General features: G+C 64.6%; 25 protein-coding genes and 1 pseudogene. 16 read left to right on the top strand and 10 right to left on the bottom strand.

Going from position 1 to position 26906, the window contains the following annotated elements:
• The coding region (locus ACESNG_RS14230; RefSeq protein WP_373069475.1) for a PAS domain-containing sensor histidine kinase at positions 1 to 802 on the top strand (802 nt) is incomplete at its 5' end.
• A gap of 28 nt (positions 803 to 830) precedes the next feature.
• A complete protein-coding gene (locus ACESNG_RS14225; RefSeq protein ID WP_373060903.1) occupies positions 831 to 2612 on the top strand; it encodes a protein kinase domain-containing protein in 1782 nt (593 codons plus the stop codon).
• On the opposite strand, the gene ACESNG_RS14220 is transcribed toward ACESNG_RS14225, so the two are convergent.
• The 4 genes from ACESNG_RS14220 to ACESNG_RS14205 all read right to left on the bottom strand — a co-directional run bounded on the left by ACESNG_RS14220 (position 2560) and on the right by ACESNG_RS14205 (position 7577).
• The gene (locus tag ACESNG_RS14220) at positions 2560 to 3975 is read right to left on the bottom strand and encodes an aldehyde dehydrogenase family protein (protein WP_373060902.1); all 1416 of its coding nucleotides are present in this window, start codon (positions 3973 to 3975) and stop codon (positions 2560 to 2562) included. The two genes, ACESNG_RS14225 and ACESNG_RS14220, sit on opposite strands and share 53 nt — an antisense overlap.
• A gap of 98 nt (positions 3976 to 4073) precedes the next feature.
• Complete coding sequence (locus ACESNG_RS14215) at positions 4074 to 5387, bottom strand: GGDEF domain-containing protein (protein ID WP_373060901.1); 1314 nt, start codon at positions 5385 to 5387, stop codon at positions 4074 to 4076.
• Positions 5388 to 5703: 316 nt separating this feature from the next.
• Positions 5704 to 7230 (bottom strand): sodium:solute symporter family transporter, encoded by a 1527-nt coding sequence (locus ACESNG_RS14210; RefSeq protein ID WP_373060900.1) that lies wholly within the window; start codon positions 7228 to 7230, stop codon positions 5704 to 5706.
• The gene (locus ACESNG_RS14205; RefSeq protein ID WP_373060899.1) at positions 7227 to 7577 is read right to left on the bottom strand and encodes a DUF485 domain-containing protein; all 351 of its coding nucleotides are present in this window, start codon (positions 7575 to 7577) and stop codon (positions 7227 to 7229) included. Before ACESNG_RS14205 ends, ACESNG_RS14210 begins: the two co-directional genes overlap by 4 nt.
• Positions 7578 to 7665: 88 nt before the next feature.
• Here ACESNG_RS14205 and ACESNG_RS14200 point away from each other — a divergent pair, with 88 nt between their 5' ends.
• Positions 7666 to 8094 carry a vitamin K epoxide reductase family protein gene (locus ACESNG_RS14200; RefSeq protein ID WP_373060898.1) on the top strand — a complete coding sequence of 143 codons (429 nt, stop codon included), beginning with the start codon at positions 7666 to 7668 and terminating at the stop codon, positions 8092 to 8094.
• Positions 8095 to 8110: 16 nt separating this feature from the next.
• On the opposite strand, the gene ACESNG_RS14195 is transcribed toward ACESNG_RS14200, so the two are convergent.
• Complete coding sequence (locus ACESNG_RS14195; protein WP_373060897.1) at positions 8111 to 8722, bottom strand: TlpA family protein disulfide reductase; 612 nt, start codon at positions 8720 to 8722, stop codon at positions 8111 to 8113.
• A gap of 28 nt (positions 8723 to 8750) precedes the next feature.
• On the opposite strand from ACESNG_RS14195, the gene ACESNG_RS14190 reads away from it, so the two are divergent.
• Positions 8751 to 9536 (top strand): ubiquinone/menaquinone biosynthesis methyltransferase, encoded by a 786-nt coding sequence (locus tag ACESNG_RS14190; protein ID WP_373060896.1) that lies wholly within the window; start codon positions 8751 to 8753, stop codon positions 9534 to 9536.
• A 180-nt stretch (positions 9537 to 9716) separates the two neighbouring features.
• Here ACESNG_RS14190 and ACESNG_RS14185 read toward each other — a convergent pair whose 3' ends face one another.
• A complete protein-coding gene (locus tag ACESNG_RS14185) occupies positions 9717 to 10514 on the bottom strand; it encodes a 4'-phosphopantetheinyl transferase (protein ID WP_373060895.1) in 798 nt (265 codons plus the stop codon).
• Positions 10515 to 10594: 80 nt separating this feature from the next.
• Here ACESNG_RS14185 and ACESNG_RS14180 point away from each other — a divergent pair, with 80 nt between their 5' ends.
• Positions 10595 to 11974, top strand: a complete 1380-nt coding sequence (locus ACESNG_RS14180) for a spinster family MFS transporter (RefSeq protein WP_373060894.1) — start codon at positions 10595 to 10597, stop codon at positions 11972 to 11974.
• Here ACESNG_RS14180 and ACESNG_RS14175 read toward each other — a convergent pair.
• The gene (locus ACESNG_RS14175; protein WP_373060893.1) at positions 11971 to 13281 is read right to left on the bottom strand and encodes a threonine/serine exporter ThrE family protein; all 1311 of its coding nucleotides are present in this window, start codon (positions 13279 to 13281) and stop codon (positions 11971 to 11973) included. The two genes, ACESNG_RS14180 and ACESNG_RS14175, sit on opposite strands and share 4 nt — an antisense overlap.
• Positions 13282 to 13429: 148 nt before the next feature.
• Between ACESNG_RS14175 and ACESNG_RS14170 the strand changes: the two genes are divergently transcribed.
• The 3 genes and pseudogenes from ACESNG_RS14170 to ACESNG_RS14160 form a co-directional block, all read left to right on the top strand.
• The gene (locus ACESNG_RS14170) at positions 13430 to 13918 is read left to right on the top strand and encodes an FKBP-type peptidyl-prolyl cis-trans isomerase (protein WP_373060892.1); all 489 of its coding nucleotides are present in this window, start codon (positions 13430 to 13432) and stop codon (positions 13916 to 13918) included.
• Positions 13919 to 13968: 50 nt separating this feature from the next.
• Positions 13969 to 15570 (top strand): amidohydrolase family protein, encoded by a 1602-nt coding sequence (locus ACESNG_RS14165; RefSeq protein ID WP_373060891.1) that lies wholly within the window; start codon positions 13969 to 13971, stop codon positions 15568 to 15570.
• A gap of 81 nt (positions 15571 to 15651) precedes the next feature.
• Positions 15652 to 16350, top strand: a pseudogene (locus ACESNG_RS14160) (glutaminyl-peptide cyclotransferase); the annotation flags it as partial.
• 91 nt (positions 16351 to 16441) lie between these two features.
• On the opposite strand, the gene ACESNG_RS14155 reads toward ACESNG_RS14160, so the two are convergent.
• The 3 genes from ACESNG_RS14155 to ACESNG_RS14145 form a co-directional block, all read right to left on the bottom strand.
• Positions 16442 to 16711, bottom strand: coding sequence for a type II toxin-antitoxin system YafQ family toxin (locus ACESNG_RS14155; protein WP_373060890.1), 270 nt, complete (start codon positions 16709 to 16711; stop codon positions 16442 to 16444).
• 3 nt (positions 16712 to 16714) lie between these two features.
• On the bottom strand, positions 16715 to 16978 hold the full coding sequence (locus tag ACESNG_RS14150) for a type II toxin-antitoxin system RelB/DinJ family antitoxin (RefSeq protein ID WP_373060889.1): 264 nt from the start codon (positions 16976 to 16978) through the stop codon (positions 16715 to 16717).
• 246 nt (positions 16979 to 17224) lie between these two features.
• Positions 17225 to 18880 (bottom strand): YifB family Mg chelatase-like AAA ATPase, encoded by a 1656-nt coding sequence (locus ACESNG_RS14145; protein WP_373069473.1) that lies wholly within the window; start codon positions 18878 to 18880, stop codon positions 17225 to 17227.
• 239 nt (positions 18881 to 19119) lie between these two features.
• On the opposite strand from ACESNG_RS14145, the gene ACESNG_RS14140 reads away from it, so the two are divergent.
• The 8 genes from ACESNG_RS14140 to ACESNG_RS14105 form a co-directional block, all read left to right on the top strand.
• On the top strand, positions 19120 to 19884 hold the full coding sequence (locus ACESNG_RS14140) for a type II toxin-antitoxin system VapC family toxin (RefSeq protein WP_373069471.1): 765 nt from the start codon (positions 19120 to 19122) through the stop codon (positions 19882 to 19884).
• Between the two features lie 207 nt (positions 19885 to 20091).
• Complete coding sequence (locus ACESNG_RS14135) at positions 20092 to 21489, top strand: Na(+)-translocating NADH-quinone reductase subunit A (protein ID WP_373060886.1); 1398 nt, start codon at positions 20092 to 20094, stop codon at positions 21487 to 21489.
• Positions 21490 to 22707: an NADH:ubiquinone reductase (Na(+)-transporting) subunit B gene (locus ACESNG_RS14130; protein WP_373060885.1), complete on the top strand. Its 1218-nt coding sequence runs from the start codon at positions 21490 to 21492 to the stop codon at positions 22705 to 22707. It begins immediately after the preceding gene.
• Positions 22688 to 23485, top strand: a complete 798-nt coding sequence (locus ACESNG_RS14125) for a Na(+)-translocating NADH-quinone reductase subunit C (RefSeq protein ID WP_373060884.1) — start codon at positions 22688 to 22690, stop codon at positions 23483 to 23485. Before ACESNG_RS14130 ends, ACESNG_RS14125 begins: the two co-directional genes overlap by 20 nt.
• A gap of 2 nt (positions 23486 to 23487) precedes the next feature.
• The gene (locus ACESNG_RS14120) at positions 23488 to 24168 is read left to right on the top strand and encodes an NADH:ubiquinone reductase (Na(+)-transporting) subunit D (RefSeq protein ID WP_373060883.1); all 681 of its coding nucleotides are present in this window, start codon (positions 23488 to 23490) and stop codon (positions 24166 to 24168) included.
• Positions 24169 to 24183: 15 nt separating this feature from the next.
• A complete protein-coding gene (nqrE, locus tag ACESNG_RS14115; protein WP_373069469.1) occupies positions 24184 to 24801 on the top strand; it encodes an NADH:ubiquinone reductase (Na(+)-transporting) subunit E in 618 nt (205 codons plus the stop codon).
• Positions 24802 to 24813: 12 nt separating this feature from the next.
• On the top strand, positions 24814 to 26037 hold the full coding sequence (nqrF, locus tag ACESNG_RS14110; RefSeq protein ID WP_373060881.1) for an NADH:ubiquinone reductase (Na(+)-transporting) subunit F: 1224 nt from the start codon (positions 24814 to 24816) through the stop codon (positions 26035 to 26037).
• 9 nt (positions 26038 to 26046) lie between these two features.
• A partial coding sequence (locus tag ACESNG_RS14105; RefSeq protein ID WP_373069467.1) for an FAD:protein FMN transferase occupies positions 26047 to 26906 on the top strand: 860 nt, incomplete at its 3' end.

Raw genomic sequence — 26906 nt, 5'->3', positions numbered from 1 at the left:
GTTCGAACTCATGGTGCTCGGGCGACAGATGCGCGCGCGACTCACGCGACTGCCGAGCGGCGCCGTGTTGACGCTTGATGACGTCACCGAGCTCGCCTCGGCGCAACGCGTGCTGGCCTGGGGTGAGATGGCGCGGCAGGTCGCACACGAGATCAAGAATCCGCTCACGCCGATACGACTGGGGGTGCAGCACCTGCTCCGCGCCTACCGCGACCAACGCGGCGATTTCGGCGAGATCCTCGATACCAACGTGTCGCGCGTGCTGGCCGAGATCGATCATCTCGACGAGATCGCGCGGGCCTTCAGTCGCTACGGCACCGCGCCGGAGGATCGTCTGCCTGCCGTGCCGGTGGATGTCGCGGCGGTCGTGCACGACGTGATGGCGCTCGAACGGTTGGGTGAGGACGGCGAACGCGAGGCCGGTGTTCGTTGGAACATCGAGGCGCCTGAACCCGGTGCGGAACCGGTGGTCGCGTTCGCCCAGCAGGACGAACTGAAGGAAGTGCTGCTCAATGTGCTCGAGAATGCCCGACTGGCCGATGCCGGGACGGTCTTGGTGCATGTCGAAGGGACGGCCACCCACGTGGTGATCGACGTGTCAGACGACGGCACGGGGATCACCGCAGATGTGCTGCCGCAGGTATTCGAACCGCACTTCTCGACGCGGACCAGCGGCAGTGGTCTGGGGTTGGCGATCAGCCGCCGGTTGATCGAAGGGTGGGGTGGGACGATCGGCCTGACGAGTACGCCGGGCGCCGGCACGACGGTCCGCCTTACGCTTCGACGCGCCACTCGCACATGACTTTGCTCCGGTCGTTAAACTGTCTGTCATGAGTCAGTTCGCGCCTTCTCCCGACCATCGGCCAACGACGTCGCCGGCTCCGCATCTCGAGGCGTGGTCGCTGCCCCCCGGCTGGTCGTGGGGACACGAGGCAATTCAGCGCGAGTATCGGCATTATCAGGAAGTGATCGACGCGCTCGGTCGTTCACTCTCGCTGGTGAGCGCGCCAGACTCGAGTCACGACGAGTGGCTGAAGAACGAAGCACGCGCCTTGGCGCACCGGAATCATCCATCGATTCCGACGACCTACCACTACTGGGCCTCCTATCAGGAGAGTCGTCGTGGCCCGGGGTACCTCCGCCGTTGGATCGGTGGGGAAACTGTATTGTCGCGCGTCACGCGGCTCGGGCCAGAGGCGATTCCGTTCGCGATGCAGGTGCTGCGCGAGGCAGGAAGTACGCTGGCCTACCTGCACGACACCGGTGCGTCACACGGGGCGATCTCGGCGAGTACGATTTGGCTGACCCCCGGCGGGCGATTGTGGGTGTTGGGGTGGGAATGGGTATTGCCGCGTGATCAGCGTCCGGTCGGACTCCGACCCGACCCGGCGTATACGCCGTGGCCTCCTGAGTGGTCGGCCACTGATTGGCGCCCCACACCGGCGTCGGATCAATGGCAGTTGGCGGCGATGCTGTTCACGATGCTGACGGGCGAGACCCCGCCGGAGCATGGTGTGCCCCCGATGTCGCTGCTGCGCCCGGAGTGTCCGCAGGCGCTGGCCGCCGTGTTGGAGCGTGCCCTCGCCCCCAGGCCCGACGACCGGTTCCCGACTATCGCGGCGATGCTGCGAGACATGGACCGGCATGTGTCGGTGCGTCAGATGATGATTGCGCCTGAAGGCGACGAGTTGCCGCTCGCGCTCAACTCGGCCGAAGCGCGTCTACGCTGGGCCACGGCCGACGACTACGAGATCCTGTCGCCGCTGGGAGGCGGCATGTTCGGTAGCGTATGGCGTGCCCGTGATCTCGCGCTGTCGCGCGAGGTCGCCATCAAGGTGCTCCATCCGCACATCGCGAAGGATGACTCGGCCGTGGCGCGATTTCGCCGCGAGGCACGACTCGCGGCGCAGCTTGCGCACGCGGCGATCGTGCCGATCTACGATACTGACAGTCGTGGCGACATCGTGTGGTACACGATGGAGTTGGCGGAAGGCGGGTCGGTGGCCAGTCTCGTGTCGCGCAGCGGGCCGCGCCAGTTCGAAGAAATTGCGCCGCAGGTGGATGAGGTGCTCGAAGCGCTGCACGCCGCGCATACGAGCGGCATTATTCACCGGGATCTGAAGCCGGAAAACATTCTGATCGATCGGTACCGCCGGTGGCGAATCGGTGACTTTGGCATTGCGTACGCCCTCGGGGAAGGGCGTGCCGGCACGTCGGGTACACCGTCCTTCGCCGCACCCGAGCAGCTGCTGGGTGAGGCGCAGGGGCCGGCCACCGACTGTTATGCCCTGGCGAGCATTGTGTACTTCGTGATCACCGGGCATGCGCCGTTCGGCGACGGTCCGGCGGAAACGATTCTGGCTCAGCAGCTGTCTGGTAATCTCGCGGCGCGGCTCGAGGAAGATGAATTCCCCGAGGCGCTCGGTGGTTGGCTGCTGCACGGACTCGCGGCGCGCGTCGAAGATCGGTTTGCCGACGCACGCGAAATGCGCATTGCCTGGCGACAGGTGGTGCGTGTGACGCGACGCGCTGAAGATCAGCGTCCGTGGTGGCGGCGTCTTATCGGAGGGCTTCAGGAAGACGAGCCCGTCGAACCGCCTTCGGGTTGGTGAACTCGCGGAATCCGAGTGGGCCCAGTTCGCGGCCCATACCGGATTGCTTCACGCCGCCGAACGGATAGCGCGGGTCCGACACTACCATCTCGTTCACGAAGACCATGCCCACGTCGAGTGCTTCGATGCACTGCGTGGCGACCACGGGATCGCGCGTCCAGACGCTGGCGCCCAACCCGAAGGGTGTGTCGTTGGCCTTCGCAATTGCGGCCGCCACGTCGGCCACGCGGAACACCGATGCAACCGGACCGAACAGCTCTTCACGCGACGCCGGGGCATCGTCGGGGATGTCCACGAGGACCGTGGGCGGATAGAAGAAACCAGCGAGTCCTTCCGTGGAGCCGCCCACGAGGGCACGAGCACCGGCGGCGATCGAATCCTGCACTTGTTTGACAAGACCGTCGCGTACGCTCTCGGTGGCGATCGGTCCGATTTGTGTCGCTTCATCGCGCGGATCGCCCACGCGTAACGCGCGCATGCCATCCACGAAGCGCGCCAGAAACTCGTCGTACACCGCGTCGCACACGATGAAGCGTTTCGCGGCGATGCAGGACTGTCCGGAGTTCACGGTGCGCGCGGCAACTGCCTGTGCGGCGGCCAGTGCGATGTCGGCGTCGGGGAGCACGATGAAGGGATCGCTGCCGCCAAGTTCGAGCACGACTTTCTTGAGATGTGTTCCCGCTACCGACGCGACATGTCGGCCGGCGCGATCGCTGCCCGTGAGTGTGACACCCGCAATGCGCGCGTCGGCAATCACACCATCGAGTGCCTCCACCTCGATGAATGCCATGTGACACGGCGCATCGGGTACGGACGCATCGTCGGCCCGAGCGGCGGCCCGTGCTGCGGCGAAACAGTCATCGAGTAGCCGTGCACCACCGGGCACCGAACCGGCCGGCTTGATCAGGACGCCATTGCCGGCGAGCAGCGTGGGCACGGCAAATCGCAGCGCCTGCCAGTACGGGAAATTCCACGGCATGATGGCCAGCACGGTGCCGAGTGGCGCATACTGAATGCGCACATCACTGATGGCGTCGTGCACGATCACGTCGTCGGCGAGTGCGGCCTGCGCGAGTGCCGGCGCCTGTTCGCAGAGCGATACGCACTTGTCGACTTCGGCGCGGGCGGCCACGATCGGCTTGCCCATCTCGAGCGAGAGCCACTCGGCGAGTGCCTCGCGATGCGCATGCAACGCAACACCGAGCGCCTGCACAAAGCGCGCACGTCGTGCGTGATCGGTGCGACGCCACTGTTGTTGCTCGCGATGCACGCGTTCGATCAGCGCGCCACGTTCGCTCGGGGAGAGCGGCGGAACTTCGTGCAAGGCGACGCCGGTCGCCGGATTCACTGCGCGGAATGTCATACACAAAACCTCGGCGGCTGCCCCCACGGGGGTCAAGCGCCGAGGTGAGCCGTACTGGTGTGCCGATGCGGAACGCCAACGAGCTGATGGCGATTTGCTTACGCGGCGTGCGTGGGAAGAAAAGTCCCGCTCACGGCAGGTCCGGTGTTGGCCATCTGCGGTAACATCGTGGCGGAGAGCGCGGGCGACATGGGCGGTGCGGCATTCGGGAGCGCCATGGCAGCGGCCCGCGCCATCGCGGCGACCTCGGCCGGGACCGACATCGGCGCAAGACGCGGCGACGGTCGCGGCGTACGATGCTGTTGGCGCGCTTCGACCACCTTCGTCATCTGCCGACGACGCTTGCGCGCACACAGGAGTTGGTCGGCGCGCGCAAGCAGCTCGCTCACCGACGCCGTGTCACTGGGACGGACGCGCGTATGTCCTACCGTCAGCGAGAGTGGCATCGGCAACTCGCCCGACGCATTGAACAGGGCGAGGCGTTCGTCGAGTCGCTTCTGGATCGCACGGGCACCCATGCCATCGGCGTCGAGCGCGAAGATGGTGAACTCGTCACCGCCCATGCGCGCAACCACGTCGCAGTCACGAACGGTGTTCTGGAGCAGCCGGGACACGGCTACCAGCGCACGATCGCCGGCGGCGTGGCCGTGGCTGTCGTTGAGCAGCTTGAAGTCGTCCATGTCGACGTACATGACCACCGCGTCTTTGCCATGGCGGCGCGCAATGCGTAGATGCTGTTCGGCGAGGGCCATGAAGCCGCGACGGTTGTACAGTCGCGTGAGATCGTCGGTCAGACACGCCTTCCGCAGGCGGAGCTCATCACGCTTGCGCGACGACACATCGCGCACCGTGACGGCCAGTCCGTCGGTCGTCGGTGCGGCCTGATGAAAGAGCCAACTCGCGGCCACGGCGCGACGGTCCACACGGAGCTCCTCCACGACGGGGGTGCGCAACGTGATCGCATCGACGTAGCGCTCGAACAGCATGTCGGCCATCGGCGTCGGCAGCTCTTCACGAATGCGACGTCCGACCAGCTGATCTCGTGTGCGGTACAGGGTCGCGGCGCCGCTGCTGTTCACATCGGCGATCTCGAAGTCGGTGATCTCACCCGCTGCGGTACGCACTGCGCGCAGCAGAAACATACCGTCTACATTCGACTGCATCGCGTCTTGCAGGCGGCGCACCCGATCGCGCAGCGAGTCGTCCTCCTGCATTCGCTGCAGCAGTTCGCGGTGCAGCAGACGCCAGCCGGCGATCGCGATGATGAGCGCCGCAGCCGACAGCAACGGCGCCGCATTCACGAAGCTGGGTACGGCACCAAACGACGCGCTGGCCGATAAGCCGACCGCCGCGAGCGCGAGGATGGTGATGACGCCCCAGAACGGGGTGCGAACAGCGAGACGATCGGACATGAACGGAGGGGTTGATGCTTGTCGGGATTCCGGAACCGCCATCGGTCCGAGGGAGTTCCCGCCCACGTCGCACCGTACGTGTGGCACCCCTCACCTACGCAACCTGCATGCCGCTCATCCATATCGGCGCAGCCGACGGGCTGCGTGTGACCATAAATGTGAGATAAGTCACTGTCTCGCTTTGTGTTACCGCGCTGACAGCGGGTTCGATGGAAACTCGGTGCACCAAGCAAGCCGGCAGGCTTTGCCGGTCTATACGTCCGGTCCCATGCGGGAAATCCCGCCGGGATTCGTGCGGAATTTCTTGCCGAGTGGTTTAGTCGGCGCCCAGCAGCAGTCGTGTTTCGATGGCTTCATGCCTGGCTTCACTGGCCGGGTCGCGGCGCAGCAGCGACACCACAATGCCGGTCGCGAACGACAGCGGTATGGTGACCAGTGCCGGATTCTTGAGCGGGAAGATGGCAGTGGCGTGGTGCAGCAGGTCGATCTGCACGGCCGGCGACAGCGCGATCAGTACGAGCGTGGAGGTAGCCCCCACAATCATGCTGCTGGCGGCGCCGGCCGTCGTGGTGCGTCGCCAGAATACGCTGAGCACCAGCGCCGGGAAGTTTGCGCTGGCCGCGATCGCGAAGGCGAGTCCCACCATGAACGCGACGTTCTGCCCCTTGAAGGCGATACCGAGCGCCATCGCCACGAGGGCCAGCACCACGGTGGCGATGCGCGCGACTTTGATCTCCTCGCCAGGCTTGGGATGTCCTTTCCGAATGACACTGGCCCAGATGTCATGCGAGATCGCCGCCGCGCCGGAGAGGGCGAGGCCCGCCACGACCGCCAGAATGGTGGCGAAGGCGACGGCGGCGATGAACCCGAAGAACGCTCGTCCACCCAGTAACTCGGCCAGCATAGGCGCTGCCATGTTGCCGCCCGCGTCGATCGCTTTGATCGCTTCGGGCGTTACGAGCACCATGGCGCCGAAGCCGAGTATGAACGTCATGAGGTAGAAGAGGCCGATCAGTCCGGTGGCGATGAACACCGAGCGTCGCGCCGTGCGGGCATCGGGTACCGTGTAGAAGCGCATGAGGATATGCGGCAGGCCGGCGGTCCCGAACATCAGGGCCATGCCCAGCGAGATCGCGTCGAGTGGATTGCTGACCAGTTTTCCCGGGGCGAGCACACCGGAGCCGTACTTGGCCGCCGCGGCGGCGAACAAGGCGCGCGGATCGAAGCCGAACTTGGCCAGCACCATGATGGCCAGCGTGGCCGCCCCACCGAGCAGCAGCACCGCCTTCACGATCTGCACCCACGTCGTGGCCAGCATACCGCCGAACAGCACATACGCCATCATCGCGCAGCCCACGATCACCACGGCCGTTTCGTATGGAATGCCGAAGAGCAGGCGAATGAGACTGCCGGCGCCGACCATCTGCGCAATGAGATAGAACGCGATCGTGGCCAGCGTGCCGATCGTGGCACTGATCCGTACGGGCATCGGATCGAGCCGGGACGCGACGACATCGGCGAAGGTGTATCGACCGAGATTGCGCAGCGGTTCGGCAATCAGAAACAGCACCACGGGCCAGCCCACGAGCCAGCCGGTGGAGTAGATCAGCCCATCGAACCCGCTGGTGGACACGAGTCCGGCGATGCCCAAAAACGACGCCGCGCTCATGTAGTCTCCAGCGAGCGCAAAGCCGTTCTGCCCGGCGGTGACCGATCGCCCGGCGGCATAGAAATGATCGGGGGTCTTCGTACGCCGGGCCGCCCAATACGTGATGCCGAGGGTGATGGCGATGAAGACGGCGAAGAAGCCGATCGCCACCGGATCCGGAGTGCCGAGCGTCATCGGGCGCCTCCCGGTGGTTGGCGAGCGGCGGTTTCGGAGCCCGGCATCGCGCGGAGCGCAGCGAGCGCTGGATCGTAGACCCGGTTGGCCCACTGCACGTAGATCAGGGTGAGCACCCAGGCGGACACGATGACCAGTACGCCGAGGACGATGCCGAGGGACAGGCCATCGCTGACGAGGCCTCCGAGCAGGGCCGGGCGATAGGCCACGAGCAGAATGAAACCGAAGTAGACCCCGACCATCAGCAGAGTCAGCACCGCGGCCACCCGCCAGCGGGTGCGAGCGAGGGTGCGGGTAGCAGTGATCTGCGCGTCGCGCGCAACATCGGCAGTCGGAGAAGGCGTCATGGCGCGCGAAGGTACGGTCAGGGCATCTTACGCGGTAGAGTCCCGCGGTCGTTCGGTCCCCCTCATCTCTTCTCATACCTCGCATCACGTGACACAGCGCATGGGCATCGCGTTGGGCAGCCTCATCTCGGGGCTGGTCGCGCTGTATCTGCACCTCTGGAAGCTCGGCCTTACCGGTGCCCTCGGCTGCAGCACCGCCGGAGGCTGCGAGTACGTGCAGGGTAGCCGCTACGGATCGTTTTGGGGGGTCGACGTGGCCCTTATCGGCGCGGTCGGCTACGCGATGCTGTTCGCGGCGGCGACGATCGGCACGATGGCGAAGTACGAAGACGAGACGTGGCCGAATACGCTCATGCAGCTGATGATCTGGCCGGCGGTGCTGTTCACGCTCAGGCTCAAGTACGGCGAGTTCATCGTGCTGAAGGGTTTCTGCTCGTGGTGCGTGGTCTCAGCGGTAACGATCACCCTCTGCGCGGTTCTGGTTACGCTCGACCGGAAGCGTCTGGCCAAGGCGTAAGCGCCGGGCAGCCGGACTAGGGAACGTCCTGATCGCCGACCATGACAGCGTACCAGTGCTTCATCTCGTCGGGAATCGGGTAGCCGGGGAGCGTGCGCACCACGCGTCCGTTGCGATCGATTGCCACGAAGGTGGGCGTTCCGGGGTAACGGAACGTGAGCAGCACTTGATCGGAGCTGCTGGCCGGCCCGATGAGCTGCGCGCCGGTGAGCTTTTCTTTGGCGAGCATGGCGACACCCTCGCCGGCCCCCTCGAGCGTGAGCAGCTTGAGACGCGGCAGTGGACGTCCCGCGGACATCACGCCCAGATCCTTGAGCGCGCGCTTGCACCAGCTGCAGGTGCGCGAACTGATCATCAGAATGGCCGGTTCACCCTTGGTGTGCAGGGGAATCACTTTGCCATTCAACGCGGTCACCTTGAAGGTGCCGATGGCCTGATCAGCCGTAGGCGCGGTGGATGGCGCGGTGTCGGTACCCGCCACGACGCCGTGATCGGCCAGTAGATTGACCACATCCTTTTCGGCGGTCGCGCGCTTGGCGACCATCACGGTACACGCGAGCGCGACCAGTACAATGGCCAGCGTGCTGAAGCTGATGCTGCCGCGAGGAGTACGTGCCGGTGCCGACATACCTGTAATATACCCCGTCCTGGATCGAATGACGCTGCCGACCGGTTCGCCCGATGCAAAGCTCGGCTCACTCGATGTAGACGCGTATCTCACCGATCCGTCGCGCAAGCAGGCGTTCGTGACGCCGATGTTCGACATCATCGCCCCGCGCTACGACGCGTTCACGCGCCTGTTCTCACTGGGGATGGACGCGGGATGGAAGCGACGCGCCATTGCCGCGGCGATCGCGGTGGCACCGACGGCCCGCCGTCTGCTCGATCTGGCCAGCGGTACGGGTGACGTGGCCGCGCAACTCGCCCGCGCCGTTCCACGGGCCACGGTGACGGCACTCGACGCGTCCCCGCGCATGATCGACGCGGCGCGCGAGCGACTGCGCACGATCGACGCCGACGTGTCGGCGCGCGTGACGCCGATGGTGGGCGACATGATGGCGCTACCGCAGGAGCGCGCCAGCGTCGATGTGGTGAGCGCGAGCTATGGTGTGCGCAACGTACCCGATCCGGCACAGTGCGTGCGCGAAATGGCGCGCGTGCTACGGCCCGGCGGCGCGCTCGTCACGCTCGATTTCTACCGCCCGGGCTTCGCACCGTGGCGCGCGTTGTTCCTGTGGTACTTGTCGGTGGCCGGCAATCTCGTGGGCTGGTTCTGGCACCGCGATCCGATCGTGTACGGCTACATCGCACGCAGTATCCGGGATTTCATGACGGCCGACGAATTCTCGGCGCTGCTGCGGCGGGAAGGATTCGAAATCGTCAGCGTGAAGCGGTATCTGTTCGGTGGGATTGCGCAGCATGTGGCGCGGCGGGTTGCGTAAGGTCTGGCATGGTGGGTGTGCTTGCGGATGGCGCCGTGTTTCGCTGATGGTTGGCTGGTTCACGCGAAGCTCGCGGAGAACGCGAAGGCTCGCGAAGAACAGCAACAGAATTGAGAAAGAAACGCTGTTCTTCGCGTCTCTTCGCGTTCTTCGCGGACTTCGCGCGAATGGTTTGCTCTGTTACTGCGAGCCGTACTCCGTCGAAGCAACGGCCGTCGCCATAATCCAGCGGTCGTCGAGTACGTACTGCGCACGGACGGAGATCTCGCCGTTCGCCAACTCCGGCAAAAGCAATGAGACCGCGACCGTGCTCTCGTCAGTGAAACGCAACGCGACTTCGGTGAAGCGCACGTAGCGCTGCACCGAAGGGTCGATCGCCTTGTAGATCGCTTCCTTGATGGCGAATGACAGAATCACGCGTTCGCGTTGCGCGAGCGGATCGTGATCGAGCAGCGACAGCGCGTCGAGTTCGTGTGGCGTGAGAATGCGCCGGGCTATCGAGGGCCGCGCGAGGTCGCGCTCGGTGGGCCGGTGCTCGAGATCGACGCCCACGTGCAATGACGTACCAGCCGGAACTGCGGAGCGCGGCAGCATCGACGCGAGTGCGGCGTCATGCTTGTGGCTTACCGAGCCCGCCACCATTGGGGGCAGTACCGGCGCGCCACGTTCCGTACGAAGAATCGGGACGTGGGCATCGAGCGGCGAGAGCGTATGGCGCAACGCCGCGCGCATGGCGAGCCGGCCCGCGACGAAGGTCGCGCGTCGGGCCGGGGGCATGGCCTCGACCAGCGCGGCTTCGTCGAAATGCAGTCGGGCATCTGTCACCAATGCCGGGAGCCAGCGGCTCGTGTCGGCATCCAACATCACCGGCACGTCGACGCGCGCCAACATCAAGGCCGACGGCGCGTCCCTGGGGGGCGGCACGAACTGCGGTGCCGGCCAAAGTAGTGCTGAGGGACCAGTGGTCACGTCGGACATCGTGAAATCTACCCGAGATTCCCTGCGGTCGGTCGCGTGATTCGCGTGCAATTCTTTGCGCGCACGTTCAGCTTTCAGGGGTGACTACGCCACTTCGCTCCGAATCGACGGCACGCGCATCGGACGACTCGCGTCTGGTGACGCCCGCGCAGGCTTGGTACGCCGTCGCGATCCTCACGATCGCGAACGTGTCGGGTTTCGTCGATCGACAGATCCTCTCGTTACTCGTCGAGCCGATCAAGCGTGATCTTCGGGTCACGGACACCCAGGTCAGCTTGCTCATGGGGCTCGGCTTCGTCGTGTTCTACTCGTTGCTCGGGCTGCCGATCGGACGATGGGTCGACCGCGGACACCGCCCGCGGATTGTCGCACTCGGGGCGATGGTGTGGAGCGTAATGACAATGCTCACCGGCACGGCTCGCAGCTATGGGCATCTATTCCTCGCCCGTATCGGCGTGGGCGCGGGAGAGGCCACGCTTGGTCCGGCCGCCGTCTCGATCATTGCTGGTCAGTTTCCGCCACGACGACTTGGCGTGGCGATGAGCACCTACATGATGGGCACGTTTCTCGGATCGGGTGTGGCGTACGCGCTCGGCGCGTATGTCGTTGGACGCGTGGACAAGCCGGGGCTCGTGGCCGTGCCGATAATCGGCGATGTGTTTCCTTGGCAGTTGGTGTTCTTCGTTGTCGGGTTGCCGGGTCTCGTGGTGGCGCTGCTCGCGCTGACCATTCGGGAGCCGCGCGCCTTGAGCGTGGGTGGGGAATCATCCGCACCTGAGAAGCAGGCTCCGTTTGCCGATGTGATCGTCTATCTACGCACCAATGCGCGCACGCTCGGTGCGCTTTCACTCGGATTCGCCTGCTCGGCATCGGTGAACTACGGCGTCGGAGCATGGCTCGCCACGTTTCTGATTCGTACACATGGGTGGACGGTGCAGGAGGCGGGTACACTGCAGGGCGTCCTCACGTTCACGATCGGGCCGCTCGGTGTGATGCTCGGTGGTCGCCTGACCGACCGCTGGTCGCAACAAGGACATATCGATGCCCCGCTGCGCGTCGGGATGCTCGGAGCACTCGGCATGCTGATTTTCGCTGGACTCTATCCGATCGTGCCCTCGCCGCTGCTCGCGGCAGCACTGCTGGTTCCTGTGAATATCTTCGCCGCCATGCCGTGGGGCGCCGCCAACGCGGCCGTCGCGGAAGCGATGCCGCCGCGTATGCGCGGACAGGGGAGCGCGATGTATCAGCTCGTCGTGAACCTGCTGTCCGGCGCGCTCGGTCCAACCGCCGTCGCGTTGCTCACCGACAAGGTGTTTCGCGATCCGCTCGCAATTCGCTACTCGCTCTCGCTGTCGGCTGTCTTCGGCATGTCGCTCGCCATCGCGCTGCTCGCATGGGGGCGACCGGCATTCAGCGCAACGGTTCAGCGTCTCCGCGCAGAAGCCGACGCGGCCGCTTAGCGCCGGATCCGGTTCACCGCGCTCGTGACTACGTTGCCGGCCAACAAGCCGGCTGCCAGCGAGATGCCGATGATCGCCACACGAAATCCCGTGGCGATGCCCATTTCAACATCCTGACCCAGCATCGACTGCATGCTGCGCAATCCGATACTGCCCGGCACCAGAATGAGCAGGCCCGGCACCTGCGTCACCATCGAAGTGCGCCGCTTGAAGCGCGCGAACAGATTGCTGCCGGCGCTGACTACGAAGGCGCCGAGGAAGGCACCGAGCTGCTCGCCAACCGATGCGCCCGCGAACTTGGACACGAGGTAGGCGGCACCGCAGGCCACGACGATGCTACCGATGTCGCGCCGTTGTGCGCTGAGCAATACCGCGAACGCGAGCGGCGCGACCAGCAGCGCGATCCACTCGGTCCACCCCGGGAGCGCGTCTCGTGACAACGCGCCACGCAGCGAGGGCAGGGCCTCGTGCAACATCGGCCCCAGCGCGTCGCCGGTTTGCGCGCCCAGCGCGAGGCCGAAGCCGAGCCCGAGGAACACGACAATCGCTCCGCTCAAACGCGCGGTACCCGACGCGAGATGTCGGGTGGACAGCTCGGTGAGCGCCACCGTGAAGGTGAGCCCGGGCAGCAATACCACGAGCCCCGCCAGCGACGTGGCAAAGCCACTGCGTGTGCCCATGACGCCATCGATCGTGAACGCCACCGCCGTGACCACGAACGCCGCCAGCGGTTCCGTTACGTGCCGGGTGCTTTCCCGGCGAATTGCCAGCAGTGCGATCACTCCGGTGAGCAGCCCGAGGAACGACGCCGTGAGCACGTCGCCCACGCGCACTTTCAGGAAGCACGACACCGCCGCCGACGAACAGACGAAGGCAAACAGCACCAGCCACTGTGGGTAGGGCGGCGGTTGCTGGTCGAGCGCCTCGACCTGGCTCAAGCCTTCGGCCGGTGAGAGCGTGCCCTCGATCACGCCGCGCGTGATGTCGCCCAACGTGGAAAGGTGCCCAAGATTCGGCTCCCCCGGCTCCACGCGCAGCAGCGACACACGTTGGTCGTCGAGATTGCCGATCCCCACCATGATGCTGGTCGGGGTCGAGAAAAACTCGGCCTCGAGTCCTAGCCGTCTGGCCGTGATAACAAGGGCCGTCTCCAATCGGTGCGCCGGCGTGCCATGCTTGTGGAGGGCCCGCGCCAGCTGCAGCAGGAACCGACGTGACACCGCCGAATGTCCACCGGTCGATCCCATTGGCACGTCCAAGGGGTTGTCGGCCGCGTTCAGGGCGTCGGGCAGGGTAAGGCGGACCATACTGCGGAGCGTAGGGGAAGCCGACGTGGGGCGCAACGGCTTATCTTTTACGGGTACGGGCAGCGGGACCCGATCCTGCGCCTCATCCGTCGTTACGCGGACCGTGTCCGCTCTTCCCTCGAAACTCATGCGCCAATCTTTGCTGTCCGTGACTCGCTCTTCCATCCGACGCCTCATTGCTCTGCCTGTGCTCGGTGCGTCCGCTCTGCTGAGCGCCTGCGGTAGCGACAGCACGGCGCCCAACATCCCGTCCAATCCCGCCGTCGAGACGTACGCGTCATCGCTCGGCGTGACCATCGCGAACATGACGCGGCGAAGTGACAACCTGTACGTGCAGGATCTCGTGGTTGGTACCGGCGCCGAAGCGGTGACTGGACGCGTGGTTCGTGTGACGTACACGGGATGGCTGATCAACGGCAGTCGGTTCGATACGAACGTAGGCGGATCGGCGTTCAGCTTCACGCTGGGCGCCCAGCAGGTGATCGCGGGCTGGGACCAGGGCGTGCTCGGCATGAAGGTGGGTGGCAAAAGAAAGCTCGTGATCGGCTCGGTGCTCGGGTATGGCCCCCAAGGTCAGGGCCCGATTTCGGCCAACGCCACGCTCGTATTCGATGTGGAAGTCCTCGGCGTGCAGTAAGCTCTTAACTACCCCCTACTCCCTACTCCGTACTCCCGACCGTACGACTCATGATCCCACGACTCCTCTCGGCGCGCGCGCTCGCCGCGGTCACGGCGTTGAGTGCTGCGCCACTGCAAGGACAAGCGGCCACCGAGCGTTTCGACATCCTGATCGCCGGCGGGTCGGTGCTCGACGGCACGGGGCGCGCGGCTCAACGGCTCGACGTTGGTATCCGGGGTGATCGCATCGTGGCCATGGCGCCGTCGCTCCCGCGAGCGAGCGCCTCACGCGTGATCGACGCGACGGGGCGCACCGTGTCGCCGGGCTTCATCGATCTGCATGCGCATCTGGAACCGTTGCTACAGTACCCGCTCATGGAGAGTGCGCTGCGGCAAGGCGTCACGTTGGCGCTAGGTGGACCCGATGGCGGCTCACCGCTGCCGTTGGCGCCGTATCTCGATTCGGTGCGCACCGCGACGATCGGAATCAATGTGGCGTACCTCGTAGGGCACAACGACGTGCGTCGTGCGGTGCTCGGGATGGCGGCGCGCGCGCCGAATGCGGCCGAGCTGGCGCGCATGAAGCAGATGGTCGCTACGGCCATGGGGCAGGGCGCCTTCGGTCTCAGTACCGGCTTGCTGTATCTGCCCGGCACGTACTCGAACATCGAAGAAGTGATCGCGCTGGCGCAGGTGGCGAGCGATAGCGGCGGCATCTACACGTCGCACTTGCGCAAAGAGGGCATCGGCTTGCTGGACGGTGTGGCTGAGGCGCTCGAGATCGGGCGACGGGCGCACATTCCGGTAGTGCTTACACACCACAAGGCGGTGGGCCAGCAGATGTGGGGCAAGAGTACGATCACGCTGGCCATGGTCGACAGCGCGCGAAAGGCCGGTACCGACGTGATGGTGGATCAGTATCCGTATACCGCGACGCATACCGGCATCGGGGTGCTGGTGCCGAGTTGGGCGATGGCCGGCGGCGACGCGGAATTTCGTAAGCGGCTGGCGGTGCCGGCGCTCAAGGACAGTATTGTGCGCGGCCTTGTCGACAACATTCTCAACGATCGTGGTGGCGGTGATCTGGCGCGCGTGCAATTCTCTCGCGTGGCGTGGGACAGGAGTCTCGAAGGGAAAACGCTGAAAGACTGGGCGGCGCGTCGCAAACTCGCACCCACGCCGGAGAACGGTGCCGCGCTCGTTTTGGAAGCTATGTTGAACGGCGGTGGCAACGCGATTTATCATGTGCTCGACGAACAGGACGTGCGTCGCATCATGGTGGCACCCTTCACGATGATCGCCAGTGATGGACGCCTCTCGAGCCCCGGCGACGGCCACCCGCATCCGCGCGCCTACGGCACCTTTCCGCGCGTGCTCGGCGAGTATGTGCGCAATCAGAAGTTGCTGTCGCTGGAGACGGCGATTCACAAGATGACGCAGATGCCGGCAGGGCGACTCGGGCTGACCGATCGCGGCGTGCTGAGGGTGGGCAACGTGGCCGATGTGGTGGTGTTCGACGCGGCCACGGTGAAGGACATGAGCACGTTTGCGGCGCCGCATCAGTATCCGGTGGGGATCGAGACGGTGGTCGTGAACGGCACCGTGGCGGTAAGCGGCGGGAAGGCGACGGGGGTACGGGCGGGGCGCGTGGTGCTGCGGAACGCGAAATAAGTTTCGGCGTGAACGCGCGACTAAGCCTGATGACGGTGGTGATGCTCACCGCCTGCGGGGGCGACGTTCGAGGCGAGCACGCCGGTGGTTCGCCCAACGGTGCTGGAGCGTTTTGCGCACGACTCGTTGGCGTACACACAGGGGCGGCTGCTCGACGGTGAGCGCCTGTTCGAGGGTACCGGTCTCGAAGGCCAATCCGACGTGCGTGAAGTCGCGCTGCGGACCGGACGCGTGATCAGGCATACCGCGACGCCCGACGCCGCGTTGGGCGAAGGCATCGCGGTGCTGAACGGTCGATTGTACCAACTCGCGCGGCGTCGCGGCCGCGGTACGGTGTACTCGCTGGCAGACCTGAGTATTGTCGACCGCGTGTGCTATGACGGCGAGGGGTGCGGGTTCGCGACCGACGGAACGAGCCTGTATCAGAGCGACGGCACATCGACGGTTCGTGTGATTGCACCGCTCACGTACAAGGTGACGCGCACGTTCGACGTGCGCGAAGCAGGCCAGCCGGTGCGATGGCTGAATGAACTCGAGTGGGTGAAAGGCGAGCTGTGGGCGAATGTGTATCAGACGAACTCAATCGCGCGCATCGATCCGACCAGCGGTGTGGTGAAAGGCTGGATCGACGTGAGCGAGCCGCTTACGCCTGAGGAGCGCACGTTGGTGGGTGCGCGCGGCGGGACGGCCAACGGGATTGCGTATGACAGTACGACCGATCGGGTCCTGCTCACGGGCAAGCTGTGGCCGTCGCTGTTTGTGGTAACGGTTCCGCAGTAGCGGAGTATTCGTTGAGCGCTAGCGGCGCGCGAGTAGGGGGACTAAAGATCTGGAACCCTCGCACGACTGCTCGCCCTCCTTGGCAACCAGGCTAGAACAGGTCGGCGTGTGTCCCCGTTCGCACGAACACAATTTCATTGTTCGGCGCGTAGTGCCAGATGAGCAAGAAATCGGTCTCGACGTGGCACTCCCAGTGCGCTTTGTACTGCCCACCCAACGTGTGCGCCCGGTAAATGGGGTCGAGCGTATTGCCGTCAATGAGCGTTACCATCACTCGACCCAAGTGTTCGATGTCCCAACCGCGCTTCCGGGCCCGCTTTCGATCTTGTTTGAACTGACCCGTAAAGCTCGGCGTGTACACGGGTCAATCGTCGGCGTCGAGCTGAGCGAGCAGCGACTTCACGTCACTGGCCCGAGTCACGCGTCCTGCTTCGGCGTCCACCATCGCAGCCCGCGTGGCGGCGTTCGGGAGCGCCACCTCGAATGGCAATGCGTGCCGCAGCGCGATCTGTTCGTAGAACATGCTGATCGCGGCAGTCGGGGATATGCCGAGCTGTGCCAAGACATCCTCAGCATCGTGCTTGAGGGTAGGCTCTACCCGGGCGCGTACGGTTGCCGACTTGGCCATGCGGTGCTCCTGAAATGGGAATCGCTTCACTGCTATCTGAATATGTAGCCCAATCGGGCTACGTACAACTTCCGATCGATCATACGCGGTCCTGTGTCCGCGGTGCGTGGCTGGAGGCGGCGGCGTTCCCAAGGACGCTTGGCGCAGACGAGCCGCCGCTGTCAGTCAGTCGTGCGGAAGCCGACGAAGCTGGAAAGACGCATTCCTGAGGTACTGCCAACTGCTTAGGAAGCAGGGAGGAGGGAATCAGTCAGGAGGAAGCAGCAACGGCGCGTGATTCACTGCCTCCTCCCTCCTGAGACCCTCCTCCCTGCTTCCTAAGCCCTTGGCAGTTCCGCTCCTTGGCAGCTCCACACTTGACGCTTCGTCAACCACCGGCCGATAGCGCAGCGCCTCACCCACGTGCAGGCGGCTGACGACATCGGTGTCGTCCAGATCGGCGATCGTGCGGGCGACGCGCAGCACGCGATGATAGGCGCGGGCACTGAGCGCGAGCTTGTCGGCGGCGCGCACGAGCAGGGCGCGGGCTTCGGGTTCAAGCCGAGCGGCGGGGGCTATCAAGCGTACTGGCGCCGTGGCGTTGGTGAGCGCCGCCAGCGGCTGCGTGCCGTCGGTATGCGCGTATCGCACGCGCTGGCGCTCGCGGGCCGCGATCACGCGGGCGCGGACTTCGCTCGTCCGTTCCTGTGGTGTATGCGTGGACAAGTCGATTGGCGGCACGCGCTGCACATGTACATGCAGGTCGATGCGGTCGGCGAGGGGACCTGACAGTCGTGCGCGATGCCGTTCGAGGTCGGCGACGGAGCATCGACAATGGCGATCGGTGCTGCCGGCGTAGCCGCAGGGGCACGGATTACTGGCGGCGATCAGGGCGAAGCGCGAGGGAAAGCGCACCGAGCGGGCGGCGCGAGCGACGACCACCACGCCGTCTTCAAGGGGTTGTCGCAGGGACTCGAGTGTATGTCGCGGAAAGAGCGAGAGCTCGTCGAGAAACAACACGCCCCGATGGGCGAGGCTGACTTCTCCGGGGCGTGGCCAGCTGCCGCCACCGACCAAGCCTGCGGTTGAGATAGAGTGATGCGGTGCGCGGAACGGGCGCGCGGGTGTGGCGCTGCTGGGCACATGTTCAGGGCCCAGCAGTCCGGCCACCGAATGAATCGCGAGGACTTCGAGTGCTTCTTGTTCATCGAGCGGCGGCAGGATACCCGGCAGTCGGCGGGCGAGCATGGTTTTTCCGGCGCCTGGCGGTCCAACGAGTAGCAAATTGTGCGAGCCGGCGGCGGCGATTTCGAGGGCGCGCACCGCGAGCGACTGACCGACGACATCGCCGAGTTCCGGGGTGTCGTTTGGAGGTGCATCGGTGCGTCGCGGGCGGGTGTCGCTGCGCGCGGTGCCGTCACGCAACGCGTGCACGAGCTCTGCGAGCGTGCGTGGGGCCATGGCGCGCGCGTTGGGCACGCGCAGGGCTTCGGCCAGATTATCTGGCGGGACGATGAGCAGGGCGTCGCTGGTCGCAGCCACATGCCGCGCCACAGCGAGCACCCCGCGCACACTGCGGAGTTGTCCATCGAGTCCCAGTTCTCCTACCGCGCAGGTGTGCTGCAGTGCTTCGGCGGGGAGTTGTCCGCTGGCGGCGAGCAGGGCGAGCGCGATGGGGAGATCGAAGGCGGTGCCGGTTTTCGGCAGATCGCCGGGCTGGAGATTCACCGTGATGCGTCGCGGTGGAATCGTGAATCCTGAATTCGCCAGCGCCGCGTGCACGCGGTCGCGGCTTTCCTTCACTGCCGTCGCGGCGAGTCCGACGAGCGTCCATTGAGGTAGCCCATTGGCTACATGCACTTCGACGAGCACGTCGAGAGCATCGATGCCGAGGACGGCGGCGGAGGGGGCGGCGGCAAGCATGGTGCGAGTGTAGCGCGGATGGCGCGGACTACTGTCATCGGAATGCGGCGAGCGTCATCGGAACGACGCGGCGTGTAGTGGTGAGCGCGGGAGCCACTGGTGGCCGTGGCATGGGGGGTGGCTCGGACCACGGGAAAGGACGTCCCAAGCTCGAAAGACTGGCCACGCCCGGTGCGAGCTTGCGCCAAGGCCAGACTATACTAGACGGTTGTACGTACACCCGTACAGGATGGTTGCGAATGTCGTCCCCCACGCTCTCGCCTGTCGCCGCGGCGCTCGCGCTGCTCGAGGAGCATCAGGAGCACACCGTCACGGTGAAAGCCACCCAGGCGCGTCATGACTTCTTTCCACTCTTGGAGTCCGTCGTCGCCGACCCCTCCGCGATGGTCGAAGTCGAGTACAAAGGCCGACAGGGACGCGCGCTGCTCGTGAATGCGCGGTTCCGTGACTACGTGCGCCGGCTCGAGCAGACGGTCTGTGCGCTGCTGGGCCCGGCTCCGGACGGGCCGGCGTTCCGACTTGCAGGATCGCTCGCGGTGAGCGGGGACGTAGATGACGCCGTGGCGGCCCTGCGCGAGACGCCCGACGCCGCGCGCAGCGAGCAGCGCGTGCTGGCGGCGACCGATACGCACAGTCTCTTGTGGCACGCCAACGGACGGGTCCCGAAGCTCGGCCCGCGGGCACGGGACCACTTCGAACGGACCGACCGGCGCGAGGCGGCCATTTATGTGCCGACGTTCGTCCTGGCCGAGGTGGGGGAGTTGGTCCATCTCGGCCGGGTACTACTCCCGCGCCCGTTCGAGGAGTGGCTCGACGACCTGCTCGGCAGCAAGGTCTACATCCCCGCCGACCTCACCGCCGACGCGGTGAGCCGTGCGCAGAATCTCTTTGCCATCTCCGAGCGCGGAGATCGGCTCATCGCCGCCACTGCGGTGGCGCTCGACGTGCCGCTCATGACCCGCGACGGCAAGATCGCGGCGTGCGCTCAGGTGGAGCGACTCTAGGACTGACGCATCTGATGCGGCGGTGTGATCCCGGGGGCCGGTCGGTGCCATGCTCTGCGCTCCGTTCTTGTTCGATCCCGTGTACCACCTCCGCCCCAGAATTCGGGCGAGTCGGGCGTCCACGAAATCGGGTCAACTCCATTAGATTAGGTCTGGTTAGCCTTGGTAACAGTTGCCGACACTCCCCCGTTCCAATCCCGCCAGTCCATGTCTGCCCATACGGTTTCCCGAGGGCTTGACGTTCCGATCACCGGCGTTCCATCGCAGGTGATTCACGCCGCGCGTGATGTGTCGAAGGTAGGCTTGCTCCCACCCGACGCCCGAGGGGTTCGTCCTCGGCTCATGGTGCAGGTCGGTGACACAGTGCGGGCCGGTCAGCCCATCTATCAGGATCGCCGCGACGAACGCCTCCGGGTGACGGCGCCCGTTGCCGGTCGCGTGGAGGCGATCCATCGCGGTGATCGTCGGGTCATTCAGTCGGTGATGCTCGACGTGTCGCCGCCCGACTTTTCCGATGCCGTTGCTCCCTTCGCCTCCTGGAGCCACAGTATCGGGCGTGATCCGGCGAAGTTGCGGGCGCTGCTGCTCGAGAGCGGACTGTGGACCGCGCTGCGAACCCGCCCCTTCAGCGAAGTGCCGTCGCCCGACGCCACGCCGCACGCGCTGTTTGTGACCGCGATGGACACACAGCCGCTCGCGCCACACGTCGATGTCATTATCGCAGAACGCAGCGAAGACTTTGCACGCGGACTCGAGGCGCTGGTCGCGCTGACAGATGCGCCAGTTTATCTCTGCCGTGCGTTGGGATCACACAGTGGTGATGGCGTGAAGGGCGTGCATGTGGCCGAGTTCACGGGCAAACATCCGGCTGGCACGGTTGGCTATCACATTCACAGGCTCGCACCCGTGTCGCGCGAGCATGTGGCGTGGCATCTCGGCGCGCAGGATGTGATGCGGTTTGGTGCGTTGCTGCGCACCGGACATCTTGACGCGACGCAGGTCGTGTCGCTCGGCGGGCCGTTGGTGCGGGAACCGCGACTCCTGCGAACGGTGCTCGGCGCCAATGTGCGCGAGTTGCTGCACGGAGAACTGAACGCAGGCGACACACACGCGGCCTCGTCGAACGGCCACGGCGCCACCCGCGATCACCGCATCATCAGTGGCTCCGTGCTGACCGGACGACAAGTCGACGACGACATTACCGGCTACCTCGGTCGCTTTCACCAACAGATCTCGGTGATTCCCGAGAGCCGCGCGAGCGCCTTCCTCGGCTGGATGCTGCCGGCGTCGCGCTCGTACACGTACCTGCCCGTGTTCCTCGCGTCGTGGGCGCGCCAGCGCGAACGCGCGTTCGACACCCGATTGCACGGCGGTCGTCGCGCGATGGTGCCGATCGGATTGTACGAAGAGGTGATGCCCATGGATCTGATGCCCACGCACTTGCTGCGTGCCATTTCCGTGGGCGACGCCGAATGGGCGGAATCGCTCGGTGTGCTCGAACTCGATGAAGAAGATGTCGCGCTGTGCACGTTCGTCTGTCCCAGCAAGTACGAGTATGGCGCGGCGCTGCGGCGCGTGCTTGATCTCATCGCGTCGGAGCGATAGATGAAACTGGTTCGTAGTGTGTTCGACAAGCTCGAGCCGTATGTGGCGTCGGGCGCGAAGTTCGAGAAACTATATCCGTTCTGGGAGGGGATGGAGAGTTTCTTCTTCACGCCCTCCGCGATCACGACCGGTGGACCGCACATTCGCGACGGGATCGATCTCAAACGCATGATGCTGCTCGTGGTGTTTGCGCTGATCCCGTGCATTCTGATGGCGCTGTACAACACCGGCTATCAGATCCATCACGTGGTGGCGCAAGGCGGCACGTTGCTCGACAACTGGCAAACGGCTGTGTTCACGGCGACGGGTCTGAAACCCGATGCGGGTTCGATACTCAGCTGCATGGTGCACGGCGCACTCTATTTCCTTCCCGTGCTGATTGTCACGCTGATCGCGGGCGGCACGGCAGAGGTGGTGTTCTCCGTGATTCGCGGCCATGTGATCAGCGAAGGGTTCTTCGTGACGGGCACGTTGATTCCGCTCATCCTACCGGCCACGGTGCCGCTGTGGATGGTGGCGATGGGCACGGTGTTCGGCGTGGTGATCGGCAAAGAGATTTTCGGCGGCACGGGGATGAACTTCCTGAACCCGGCACTGACGACGCGCGCGTTCCTGTTCTTCGCGTATCCCGCGCAGCTTTCCGGTGAAGTGTGGGTGGCCGCCACGCAGCCTGACGGACGATCGGGTGCCACGTGGCTCGCCTCGTTTGCCGAAGGGTCGGGTCATCTCGAGGGACTCACGTACATGGATGCGTTTCTCGGACGCATTCCCGGCTCCATGGGTGAAACGTCGGTGCTGGCGGTACTCATCGGTGCGGCGTTCCTGCTCGTGACGCGCATCGCGGCGTGGCAAACGATGCTGGGTGTGCTGGTCGGCACACTGCTCACGGCGCAGGGATTGACGATGCTCGACGCCTCGACCAATCCGATGCTGGCGATGCCGGCGATGTATCATCTTGTGCTCGGCGGCTGGGCCTTCGGTGCCGTGTTCATGGCGACCGATCCGGTGTCGTCCGCATTCACACGCACCGGTAAGCTGGCCTACGGTTTCGGCATCGGCCTGTTGTGTGTGCTCATCCGCTCGGTCAACCCGGCTTATCCCGAAGGCATGATGCTGGCGATTCTGTTCATGAACATGTTCGCGCCGCTGATCGACCATGCGGTTGTGACCGCCAACATTCGACGGAGGGCGGCGCGCCATGGCCATCGCACGGCGTGATTCCACTGCGTACACGATCGGCTTTGCCGCTCTCGTGTGCCTGGTGTGTGCAGTGCCCATCGCGGCGGCGGCGGTCATGTTGCGACCGCGGCAGGAACAGAATCAACGACTCGACCGACTCACCAAGGTGCTCACGGTCGCCGGTCTCATCGACATTGAAGAACGGTTGTCGCCCGAACAGGTCGAGTCGCGATTCAACGAATACATCGTCGCGCGACCGATCGATATTACCGATGGTAGCACGGTCGACACGATCGACGCCGAGACGTACGACCAGCGCCGGGCGTCCCGCGATCCGGCTCTCAGCGTCGCCGCGCCGGAGAACGCGGCGCGAGTATTGCGCATTCCGAAGGTGGCGGTGGTGTACGAAGTGCGTGAAAACGATCAACTGCGCACGATCGTGGTGCCCATTCAGGGTTACGGACTCTGGTCCACCATGTACGGCTATCTCGCGCTGGAGCCTGATGCGCGCACGGTGTCCGGGATCACGTTCTACGAACACGGCGAGACTGCAGGGCTTGGCGGTGAAATCGAAAATCCTCGGTGGCAGGCTCGTTGGATCGGGCGGCAGGCGATCGACGAGACCGGCGCTGTGCGGCTCGAAGTGATCAAGGGCACGGCCGGCGATCCGGCCACCGATCCGTATCGTATGGACGGACTGTCCGGCGCCACGATTACGGGGCGCGGGGTCTCCGCGACACTCGACTTCTGGTTGGGCCCGAACGGGTTCGGCCCGTATCTGGACAAAACACGCGCTGAGCGCGGGCGAGGAAACTGAGCATGCTCGACAAAAAAACTCGCGGTGTCTTGCTCGATCCGCTGTTCGAAGACAATCCGATCGCGCGTCAGGTGCTTGGCATCTGCTCCGCCCTGGCGGTCACCACGTTGGTGGCGCCCAGTGTGGTGATGACGCTGGCCGTGATTGCGGTACTGATCGCGAGCAACGTGAGCATCAGCATGATTCGCGATCTCATACCATCGAGCATTCGCATCATCGTGCAGCTCACGATCATCTCGTCGCTCGTGATCATCTGCGATCAGGTGCTGAAGGCCTACGCCTACGGCGTGTCGCGGCAACTCAGCGTGTTCGTGGGACTGATCATCACCAACTGCATCATCATGGGACGCGCCGAAGCGTTCGCCATGCAGAATGGTCCGAAGGCGAGCGCCCTCGATGCGATCGGGAACGGGATGGGATACGGACTCGTACTGCTCTTCGTCGCGGTGTGCCGAGAGCTGTTCGGCTCCGGCTCCATCCTCGGCTACACGGTGCTGCCACTCGTGCGTGACGGCGGCTGGTACGTGCCGAATGGACTGATGGTGCTGTCACCAGCCGCATTCTTCCTGATCGGCGGCATGATCTGGGCACTGCGCGCGCGGAAGCCTTCGCAAGTCGAAGTGGAGAAGGTGGTGGAAATCGAGATGGAGCATGGTCTGGACGTTTCTCGCCACGCGGCCTGAGGGCGCTTCCATGACATGACCAGTCATTATCTCAGCTTGCTGGTGAAGGCGGTGTTCGTCGAGAACATGGCACTGGCGTTCTTCCTTGGCATGTGCTCATTCCTCGCCGTGTCCAAGAAGGTGGGCACCGCGATCGGCCTCGGTGCGGCCGTCACCTTCGTGCTCGCCATCACCGTACCCGTGAATCAGCTGCTGCTGCAAAACGTGCTCAGCGAAGGTTCGCTGGCCTGGCTGCATCCAGCGTTCGCCACGGTTGACCTGTCGTTTCTCGTTTTTCTCACGTTCATCGGAACGATCGCCGCCCTGACGCAAGTCGTGGAGATGGTGATCGATCGCTTCGCCCCCGCGCTGTACTCCGCGCTCGGCGTTTTCCTTCCGCTCATCGCCGTGAACTGCGCGATTTTGGGAGGCAGTCTCTTCATGGCCGAGCGGGACTACACGCTGGGTGAGAGTGTGGTGTTCGGCCTGGGCTCGGGAATCGGCTGGATGCTTGCGATCGTGGCGTTGGCCGCTGTCCGTGAAAAGCTGCGCTATGCCAATCCGCCGGTCGCACTGCGCGGCCTCGGTCTCACGTTCATGGTGACCGGGCTGCTCGCGGTGTGCTTCATGGCGTTCGGCGGCATTCAGCTATGAGGAGCTGACCATATGTTGACGGTTGTTACCGGTGTTGGTGCCTTCCTGCTGCTGGTGTTGCTGCTTGTGGCGCTCCTGATGGTGGCGCGCTCGAAGCTGGTGAGTACCGGCGAGGTTACTATCAGCATCAATGACGATGCGGAACGTTCGTTGCGCGTGCCGAGCGGCTCGACGTTGTTGTCGACGTTGACGAACAATCGGATCTTCATTCCCTCGGCGTGCGGCGGCAAGGGCACGTGCGGCGTGTGCAAGGTAGAAGTGCTCGAAGGGGGCGGGGCGCTGTTGCCGACGGAAACGAGTCATGTCTCGCCCGGTGAAGCGCGGCACCATGTGCGTTTGTCATGTCAGGTGAAGGTCAAGCAGGACATGAAAGTGCACATCGACGAAGAGATTTTCGGTGTGCGCCGCTGGACGTGTCGCGTTCGCTCCAACGAGAATGTCGCCACGTTCATCAAGGAGCTCGTGCTCGAGTTGCCGGCCGGCGAAACGGTGCCGTTTCGCGCCGGTGGTTACATCCAGATCGAAAGTCCGCCGCACTTGGTGAAGTATCAGGACTTCGAAGTGCCCGAGGAGTATCGCGAGGACTGGGAGACGTTCGGGCTGTTCAAGCTCACGTCCATGTCGGCCGAAGCGGTGCAGCGTGCGTACTCCATGGCCAACTATCCCGAGGAGCATGACATCATCATGCTCAACGTGCGCATTGCCACGCCGCCGCCGCGCACGTCGGGGCTGCCGCCGGGACTGATGTCGTCGTACATCTTCAATCTCGAGGCGGGAGATGAGGTGGTCATCTCCGGTCCGTTCGGCGAATTCTTTGCCAAGCTCACGACGAACGAAATGTGTTTCATCGGCGGAGGCGCCGGCATGGCCCCCATGCGATCACACATTTTCGATCAGTTCCGCCGGTTGCACACCGATCGCAAAGTCACGTTCTGGTATGGTGCGCGCTCGCTGCGCGAAGCGTTCTACGTGGAAGAGTTCGATCAGATTGCGAAGGAAAGTCCGAACTTCACATGGACGCTCGCGCTGTCGGAGCCACGCCCGGAAGACGACTGGACCGGCTCGAAAGGATTCATTCACAACGTGCTGTATGAAGAATATCTGTCCAAGCATCCGGCGCCGGAAGATATCGAGTACTACCTGTGCGGTCCGCCCATGATGCTGCAGGCGTGCATGAAGATGCTCGATTCGCTTGGTGTTGATCCCGAGAACATCGCGTTCGACGATTTTGGCTGATCCGGTGGGATGATGGCGCCGATGAACGCTGCAGGTCCGCTGCGTCGGAGTCGGCGCTGGTGGCTGATACTGTCGGTGTTGGTGGGGATGGTCGCGTTCACGTATCTGCGTCCGTCGCGCAACGCGGCTACGGCGGTGGCGTTTGACGGCCGTACCATGGGCACGACGTATCGCGTGGTGCTCGGCCCGTCAGGATCAGTCGCCGACCTGCACGCGCTGCAGCAGAGCGTCGATTCACTGCTGCTGGCAATCAACACGAGCATGTCCACGTACGACCCGCAGTCTGAGCTGTCGCGCTTCAACGCGTTTGCGGACACCACGCCGGTGTCGATTTCGGCGGCGTTTCGCAGTGTGGTGCAACAGGCGCTTGATGTCTACGCGGCATCCGACGGCCACTTCGATGTCACGGTTGGTCCGTTGGTGGATGCGTGGGGCTTCGGGGCGGCTGAACGTGCTCCCGATCCGCCGAGCCGCGCCATGCTCGATTCACTGCGTGCCTTTGTCGGCTCAGACAAGCTGTGGCTCAACAAGCAGGGATTATCCAAGTCTGATGCGCGCGTGCGTCTGGATCTGTCAGCGATTGCGAAGGGATTCGCGGTCGATCAGGTGTCGGTGATGTTGACCGCGCGTGGCCTGCCCGAGCATCTGGTGGAGATCGGCGGCGAGCTGCGGGGGCGCGGGCTCAATGTGCGCGGCGAACTGTTCCGCGTGGGTATTGAAGAGCCCGATCCTGATCGCAGCACTGTGCGCCTAGCCGTGGCGCTGGATGATCGCTCACTCGCGTCGTCGGGCAACTACCGTAACTTCTACGAAGTGGATGGGGTACGATACGCACACACGATTGATCCAAGAACCGGCGCTCCGGTTCG

It is taken from the genome of Gemmatimonas sp. (assembly GCF_041689975.1).
Taxonomy (GTDB): Bacteria; Gemmatimonadota; Gemmatimonadetes; order Gemmatimonadales; family Gemmatimonadaceae; genus Gemmatimonas.
The sequence above is the reverse complement of the archived record's forward strand: the minus strand, read 5'-3'. Positions and strand labels throughout refer to the sequence as shown.

Bases quoted from the DNA above. Each gene is read 5' to 3' on its own strand.
- ACESNG_RS14140 (WP_373069471.1), top strand. From the start codon at position 19,120: ATGTCGTCCCCCACGCTCTCGCCTGTCGCCGCGGCGCTCGCGCTGCTC.
- ACESNG_RS14135 (WP_373060886.1), top strand. From the start codon at position 20,092: ATGTCTGCCCATACGGTTTCCCGAGGGCTTGACGTTCCGATCACCGGC.
- nqrE (WP_373069469.1), top strand. From the start codon at position 24,184: ATGACCAGTCATTATCTCAGCTTGCTGGTGAAGGCGGTGTTCGTCGAG.
- ACESNG_RS14175 (WP_373060893.1), bottom strand. From the start codon at position 13,281: ATGGTCCGCCTTACCCTGCCCGACGCCCTGAACGCGGCCGACAACCCC.
- ACESNG_RS14120 (WP_373060883.1), top strand. From the start codon at position 23,488: ATGCTCGACAAAAAAACTCGCGGTGTCTTGCTCGATCCGCTGTTCGAA.
- ACESNG_RS14185 (WP_373060895.1), bottom strand. From the start codon at position 10,514: ATGTCCGACGTGACCACTGGTCCCTCAGCACTACTTTGGCCGGCACCG.
- ACESNG_RS14195 (WP_373060897.1), bottom strand. From the start codon at position 8,722: ATGTCGGCACCGGCACGTACTCCTCGCGGCAGCATCAGCTTCAGCACG.
- ACESNG_RS14190 (WP_373060896.1), top strand. From the start codon at position 8,751: ATGACGCTGCCGACCGGTTCGCCCGATGCAAAGCTCGGCTCACTCGAT.
- ACESNG_RS14225 (WP_373060903.1), top strand. From the start codon at position 831: ATGAGTCAGTTCGCGCCTTCTCCCGACCATCGGCCAACGACGTCGCCG.
- ACESNG_RS14130 (WP_373060885.1), top strand. From the start codon at position 21,490: ATGAAACTGGTTCGTAGTGTGTTCGACAAGCTCGAGCCGTATGTGGCG.
- ACESNG_RS14210 (WP_373060900.1), bottom strand. From the start codon at position 7,230: ATGACGCTCGGCACTCCGGATCCGGTGGCGATCGGCTTCTTCGCCGTC.
- ACESNG_RS14145 (WP_373069473.1), bottom strand. From the start codon at position 18,880: ATGCTTGCCGCCGCCCCCTCCGCCGCCGTCCTCGGCATCGATGCTCTC.
- ACESNG_RS14165 (WP_373060891.1), top strand. From the start codon at position 13,969: ATGATCCCACGACTCCTCTCGGCGCGCGCGCTCGCCGCGGTCACGGCG.
- ACESNG_RS14215 (WP_373060901.1), bottom strand. From the start codon at position 5,387: ATGTCCGATCGTCTCGCTGTTCGCACCCCGTTCTGGGGCGTCATCACC.
- ACESNG_RS14220 (WP_373060902.1), bottom strand. From the start codon at position 3,975: ATGACATTCCGCGCAGTGAATCCGGCGACCGGCGTCGCCTTGCACGAA.
- ACESNG_RS14205 (WP_373060899.1), bottom strand. From the start codon at position 7,577: ATGACGCCTTCTCCGACTGCCGATGTTGCGCGCGACGCGCAGATCACT.
- ACESNG_RS14125 (WP_373060884.1), top strand. From the start codon at position 22,688: ATGGCCATCGCACGGCGTGATTCCACTGCGTACACGATCGGCTTTGCC.
- nqrF (WP_373060881.1), top strand. From the start codon at position 24,814: ATGTTGACGGTTGTTACCGGTGTTGGTGCCTTCCTGCTGCTGGTGTTG.
- ACESNG_RS14150 (WP_373060889.1), bottom strand. From the start codon at position 16,978: ATGGCCAAGTCGGCAACCGTACGCGCCCGGGTAGAGCCTACCCTCAAG.